The following is a 5,989-nucleotide window of genomic DNA, read 5'->3' on the forward strand; positions in this document are numbered from 1 at the left end:
ATCTCGGTGAACATGGCGAACGCGCTTACAATTGATTGTTCTAACACGGTAAAGAAGAAGGGCCGGGAGCGATGCTTCCGGCCCTTTCTTTGCGTTGAAGATGAAGCTCACTGATCTCTCAGCTACCTGCCGAAAGCATCTCGATCATCTGCCGGATTGGCGAAATATCGTAGCCGCCCCGGGCCGCTTTCGAGGCGATTGCGGACGGATTTTTGCCGGCCTTTGCTTCGGCAAGGGCCCAGAGCAAAGTCGATCTCGTGCCCGATCGGCAGTAGGCAAGGATCTTGCCACTCGCACCATCCAGTGCTTCGCGCATAGCATCGACCTGTCCTGGCCCGAAACCTGCGTGGCTGACAGGGATTGCCACATAATCGATCGCCGCTTTCTTTGCTGCGGCTTCGATCACGGCGCCGGGAGTCTGATCCGGGGATTCGTCTTCGGGACGGTTGTTGATGATGAGCGTCACGCCAAGTGACTTGGCCTCCGCAACGTCCTCTACCGTTATCTGCGGACTGGCCAGAAGGTTGTCGTCGATCTGGCGAAAATCACTCATGGCCCGGCTCCTTGATCCAACAGGCTCCGCACCGAATGTCGGTGGCATTGGTCGAAAATATGCCAACCCGGTCGGAAAACCGTGCGTTGCATATAAGCAACTACATCGGACTTGAAGGGCAAAATCGATCGCGGCACCAGCTGCATGCGTATAGACCGGTACGGATAAACCGGTCGGCTGCCCGAAATTGCGTCATTTTAGCATCGCAAAAGCCAAAAAAGCAGCCTGTCGCGCAATTCGTTCGCCAAGCCGGCACAAATGCCTTATAACCATTTTCGTATGGCGTCCGGAGATAGCGTCCGGGCGCGATTTCGTCCGGTAACTGTACGTCCGCAGGCCATGACGATCGAGGGAAGGGCGAGAGTTAAGGTACGTTTCGAAATATGGGTTATGACAGAGGTCGGCGCGGCCGCGGCCGCGACAAGCGCGATGGTATTGGCGAAGAAGGCTTCGATCCTTTCTCGCAGGGTGGCTTCGGGTATTCACAGGATTACGGTGACCGTGGCGGCGGCATGGATCGCGGCGGCTTCGGTGATCGTGACCGTGGTGGCTTCGGCGACGATCGCGGCGGCTATCAAAATCGCGGCGGCGGTGGCGGCGGCGGTTACGGAAACCGCGGCGGTGGCTTCCGTGGCGGCGGCGCAGGCGGCGGTAGCGGCGGCGGCGGTGGTCGTATGCCCCCACAGGTCGTGGGAACCGGCAAGGGTACGGTAAAGTTCTTCAACTCCAACAAGGGCTTCGGCTTCATCCAGCGTGAAGACGGTGGCGAAGACGTGTTCGTGCACATCAGTGCAGTGGAGCGTGCTGGTCTGGAAGGACTTGGCGAAGGACAGGTGCTGGAATTCAACCTTGTCGATCGCGGCGGAAAGATTTCTGCAAGCGACCTGCAGGTTGTCGGTGATGTCGTCCCCGTGGCCCAGAAGCCCCAGCAACCGCAGCGGGAACTGACCGGCGACAAGGCGGTCGGTACGGTCAAGTTCTTCAATTCGATGAAGGGCTTTGGCTTCATCACCCGCGATGACGGCGAACAGGACGCATTCGTCCACATCAGCGCGGTCGAACGCTCGGGTCTTTCCACCCTTAATGAGGGTGACCGGCTTGAATTCGACCTCGAGGTCGACCGACGAGGCAAGTACTCCGCGGTCAACCTTGTGCCCGTTCAGGGCTGACCCGGTCAGGATCGTCGTACCGGTGAATTGACCCGGTACGACACTTGCCATAAATGGGCATCAATGGCGGCTCCTTCGGGGCCGCCATTTCTTGTTTTCATTCTCCGTTTGAGGAACCAGACATGTCGATTACGCCCCTGATGCCGGTTTACCCACGTTGCGACGTGCGGCCGATCCGAGGCGAAAACTGCCATCTGATTTCTGAGGACGGCCGCCGGTTCCTTGATTTTGCGAGTGGTATCGCAGTGAACCTGCTGGGTCACTCGCATCCGGGCCTGATCGGCGCAATCCAGAAGCAGGCAGAGACGCTCATGCATGTCTCGAACCTCTATGGCAGTCCGCAGGGTGAAAGTCTTGCCCGGCGCCTGGTCGATCTGACGTTCGCCGACACTGTATTTTTCACCAATTCAGGTGCTGAGGCGGTCGAAACCGCGATGAAAACGGCGCGTGCCTATCATCAGCATGACGGTTCCGAAGAACGTTTCGAAATCATCACGTTCAAGAATGCATTTCATGGCCGGACGATGGCGACGATCAGTGCCTCGAACCAGGAAAAGATGCACAAGGGATTCGTACCATTGCTGCCTGGCTTCAAATACGTCGAGTTCGACGATCTTGAGGGTGTGAAGGCTGCGATCGGTCCTCATACGGCAAGCATCATGGTGGAGCCGGTGCAGGGCGAGGGCGGCATCAGGGTCGGAAGCGAAAGCTTCATTCGCGGTCTTCGCGAACTTGCCGATGCCAACGACATCATGCTGATATTCGATGAAGTGCAGTGCGGTGTTGCGCGCACCGGCACTTTTTATGCCTATGAACAATTCGGCGTGGAGCCGGATATCCTCGCCACTGCAAAGGGTATCGGCGGCGGCTTTCCGGTCGGCGCTTGCCTTGCAACGGAAAGGGCCGCGCGGGGCATGGTGTTTGGAACGCATGGCAGCACTTATGGCGGGAACCCTCTTGCCATGGCTGCGGGCAATGCCGTGCTGGACGCGGTTGCAAACCCGGAATTCCTTGAACGTGTCCGGTCGATGGGTGAGAAGTTGAGGGGGCGGCTCGAGCAGTTTATGGGCAACTATCCCGAACTCTTCGTCGAGGTGCGGGGGCTGGGCCTCATGCTTGGCGTCAGAATGGCCAGCGAGAGCCGCCCGTTTGTTGCCCATCTGCGTGACAATCATGGATTGCTGACTGTTTCTGCGGCCGACAATGTAGTCAGGGTCCTGCCGCCGCTCGTCATCGAAGATGAACACATCGACGAATTTATGGAAAAGCTGTCTGCCGGTGCAGCGAGTTATACCCCATGACACTGCGGCATTTTCTGGATCTGTCGGACGCAGGTGGCGATGCAATTGCGGCGATGATCAACGATGCGATTGATCGCAAGGCGACGCGCGCGGATTTTCCAAAGGGTAAGCCTGATCCGGATGCGCCACTCGCAGGGCGCGTGCTCGCCATGATCTTTGAGAAGAACTCGACGCGTACACGCGTTTCCTTCGATATGGCGATGCGCCAGCTTGGTGGCAGTGCAATGATCATGGAATCGGGCAGCATGCAGCTGGGGCGGGGGGAAACGGTCGCGGACACAGCGCGTGTTCTTTCCCGCATGGTCGACGCGATCATGATCAGGACGGATGATCACGCCAAGATCGAAGAACTGGCCAGGCATGCGACCGTCCCCGTTATCAACGGACTGACGGACCGGTCACATCCTTGCCAGATCGTGGCGGATCTGTTGACTGTCGTTGAGCATCGCAAGTCACTTCCCGGGCTTGAAGTGGCCTGGTTCGGCGATGGAAACAATGTGCTGCATTCGATCCTGGAGGCTGCGGCGTTGATGAAATTCAACGTGCGCTACGCAGTTCCGCCGGATTACGAACCGGACGATGAATTCGTCGCGCTCGCCAAGACGTCAGGATCGCGGATCACTTTGTGCCGGGATGCACTCGAGGCGGCAACCGATGCCGACGTGCTGGTTACCGATACATGGGTTTCGATGGGGCAGGCGGAAGCCGCCGAAAAGCTTGCGGCAATGCGGCCGTATCAGGTCAATGGTGATTTGATGGCTGTCGCCAAGAATGACGCGATATTCCTTCACTGCCTGCCGGCACACGTTGGCGATGAAGTCAGCGAAGCTGTCTTCGAAGGCCCGCATTCGGTCGTCTGGGATGAGGCGGAAAACCGGATTCATGCTCAAAAATCAGTGCTGCGCTGGGCATTCGGGCAGCTTTGATGGAAACGGTTGAGGTCTACCAGGACGGCGTATTGGGTTTCACGTTGCCGCATCGCAATGTGCGGGGGCGATGTGTGCGTCTGGGCGCTGTCGTGGATAGGATACTGTCAGCCCATGACTATCAGCCCGCGATCAGAAGCCTGCTGACCGAGGCGTTGGTTCTGTGCTCCCTGATGGGTTCTTTGCTGAAGGGAGATGGCCAACTTACAATGCAGGCGCAGTCTGCGCAGGGTGTCGTGAAGTTGCTGGTCGCCGATTATCGGAACGGGGAACTGAGGGGCTATGTCGACGCGGACCGGGGGCCGCTGGATTCACTTGGTGCAAATCCCCACTTGCCGAGCTTGTTCGGTGAAGATGCATACTTGGCGATCACTTTCGACCTGGCGTCATCTGGTGAAAGGTATCAGGGCATCGTTCCGCTTGACGGAGATAGCCTCAGCGAGGCTTGCGAGAGCTATTTCAGGCAGTCTGAACAAATTCCGACGTTGATCCGCATCGCGGTGCAATCGGACGGCAGCGAATCCACTGCCGCGGGCTTGTTGATCCAGCATCTTCCGCATGGGGAGGAGGGGCGAGAACGGCTTCACGTCAGATACGACGATCCTGACTGGGAGCACGTAGAGGTCCTTGCATCGAGCGTCCGACATTCCGAGCTCGTAGCAACCGATATCAGCCTTGAAACGATTATCTGGCGACTTTTCCATGAGGAGCCAGAAATTCGGGTTGAGCAAGTCAATGCGCTGTCACGCGGTTGCCGATGCTCTGTGGATCACTTTGTCGACGTTCTCCGAAAGTTTCCTGAAGATCAGCGCGACGAAATGCGTGAATCGGACGGACTGGTGCATGTCGACTGTGCGTTTTGCTCCAAGGTTTTTGAAGTAAATGTATGATGCGAAACATCCGGTTTATGGTGAGTAGTTATCTTCAAAGCAAAGAGGCAATCGGATGACGAATGACGCGCGCCCCGGAGCAGTTGTTTTATTGTCCGGCGGTCTGGATTCGATGGTTTCTGCGGGAATTGCCCGAGAAGCCGGTTATCGAATTTACGCGTTGACGATTGACTACAATCAGCGGCACAGGCGCGAATTGGAGAGTGCGGCTGCAATTGCCAGAGTCTTGGGGTGTGATCGGCATGTAGTTTTGCCGCTCGATCTAACGGCTTTCGGAGGCTCCGCACTGACGTCAGACATCGACGTACCCAAGACCGGCGTAGCCGAGGGAATTCCTGTCACTTACGTGCCGGCACGCAACCTCGTATTTTTGTCGCTAACCCTTGCCTGGGCCGAGGCGCTCGATGCGCGGGATGTGTTTATCGGCGTAAATGCGCTTGATTATTCCGGTTATCCGGATTGCAGGCCTGAATTTATAGCCGGGTTTGAAAAGCTGGCTGGGTTGGCCACGAAAGCCGGTTCGGAAGGCCATGGTTTCAAGATCCATGCTCCGCTTCAGTATCTTGGAAAAGCAGAGATTGTGGACGAAGCCTTCAGGCTTGGGCTGGACCCTGGCATGAGCTGGTCGTGCTACGATCCGCTGCCAGACGGGTTGGCGTGCGGTGAATGCGACAGTTGCCGGTTGCGACGGGACGGTTTTCGGAAATCGGGTCATGTTGATCCGATCGGATACGCGTCCTGAGCAACGATCAAATCGTCATTTCATAGTCCAAAACGAAAGAAGGGCCGGATCACTCCGGCCCTTCTTCGTTTGTTTTGGTTGGTATCCCTTACATCCCCGAACCGGGGCCGTAGCTGATCTCAACGCGACGGTTCTGCAGTTCACGCACACCGTCAGCAGTCGGGACGCGCGGATTGCTTTCGCCAAACGCTTCGCTGGTGATCGCAGCATCCGGGATGCTGCGCGCCGTGAGGTACGAGCGCACCGAAGAGTTGCGACGCTCCGAAAGGCCCATGTTGTACTGCACCGAACCCGAGCGGTCCGTGTAGCCGGCCAGCATGATCGGAACGCTGTCACAATCGGCATAGGCCGTAATAGCGCTGTCGAGGATGCTTGCTGCTTCCGGCGTGATTTCAGCCGAATCCCAAT

Annotated in this window: 7 protein-coding genes; 5 read left to right on the forward strand and 2 right to left on the reverse strand. The window is 57.5% G+C overall.

Annotation, left to right across the window (positions count from 1 at the left end; all coding sequences use genetic code 11):
* Window positions 1-118: 118 nt before the first annotated feature.
* On the reverse strand, window positions 119-553 hold the full coding sequence (locus A7A77_RS16990; RefSeq protein WP_066561182.1) for a protein tyrosine phosphatase family protein: 435 nt from the start codon (window positions 551-553) through the stop codon (window positions 119-121).
* Between the two features lie 383 nt (window positions 554-936).
* On the opposite strand from A7A77_RS16990, the gene A7A77_RS18520 reads away from it, so the two are divergent.
* The 5 genes from A7A77_RS18520 (at window position 937) to queC (ending at window position 5,581) form a co-directional block, all read left to right on the forward strand.
* A complete protein-coding gene (locus A7A77_RS18520) occupies window positions 937-1,722 on the forward strand; it encodes a cold-shock protein (protein ID WP_066561186.1) in 786 nt (261 codons plus the stop codon).
* Between the two features lie 122 nt (window positions 1,723-1,844).
* The gene (locus A7A77_RS17000) at window positions 1,845-3,023 is read left to right on the forward strand and encodes an aspartate aminotransferase family protein (protein ID WP_066561189.1); all 1,179 of its coding nucleotides are present in this window, start codon (window positions 1,845-1,847) and stop codon (window positions 3,021-3,023) included.
* The gene (gene argF, locus A7A77_RS17005) at window positions 3,020-3,949 is read left to right on the forward strand and encodes an ornithine carbamoyltransferase (RefSeq protein ID WP_066561193.1); all 930 of its coding nucleotides are present in this window, start codon (window positions 3,020-3,022) and stop codon (window positions 3,947-3,949) included. Before A7A77_RS17000 ends, argF begins: the two co-directional genes overlap by 4 nt.
* Window positions 3,949-4,839 carry an Hsp33 family molecular chaperone HslO gene (gene hslO, locus A7A77_RS17010; RefSeq protein WP_066561203.1) on the forward strand — a complete coding sequence of 297 codons (891 nt, stop codon included), beginning with the start codon at window positions 3,949-3,951 and terminating at the stop codon, window positions 4,837-4,839. The genes argF and hslO overlap by 1 nt, the downstream gene beginning before the upstream one ends.
* A gap of 55 nt (window positions 4,840-4,894) precedes the next feature.
* The gene (gene queC, locus A7A77_RS17015; RefSeq protein WP_066561206.1) at window positions 4,895-5,581 is read left to right on the forward strand and encodes a 7-cyano-7-deazaguanine synthase QueC; all 687 of its coding nucleotides are present in this window, start codon (window positions 4,895-4,897) and stop codon (window positions 5,579-5,581) included.
* Between the two features lie 88 nt (window positions 5,582-5,669).
* On the opposite strand, the gene A7A77_RS17020 is transcribed toward queC, so the two are convergent.
* The coding region (locus A7A77_RS17020) for an OmpA family protein (RefSeq protein ID WP_156500669.1) at window positions 5,670-5,989 on the reverse strand (320 nt) is incomplete at its 5' end.

Origin of the sequence: Croceicoccus bisphenolivorans (assembly GCF_001634625.1) — a bacterium.
GTDB classification, from domain to species: domain Bacteria; phylum Pseudomonadota; class Alphaproteobacteria; order Sphingomonadales; family Sphingomonadaceae; genus Croceicoccus; species Croceicoccus bisphenolivorans.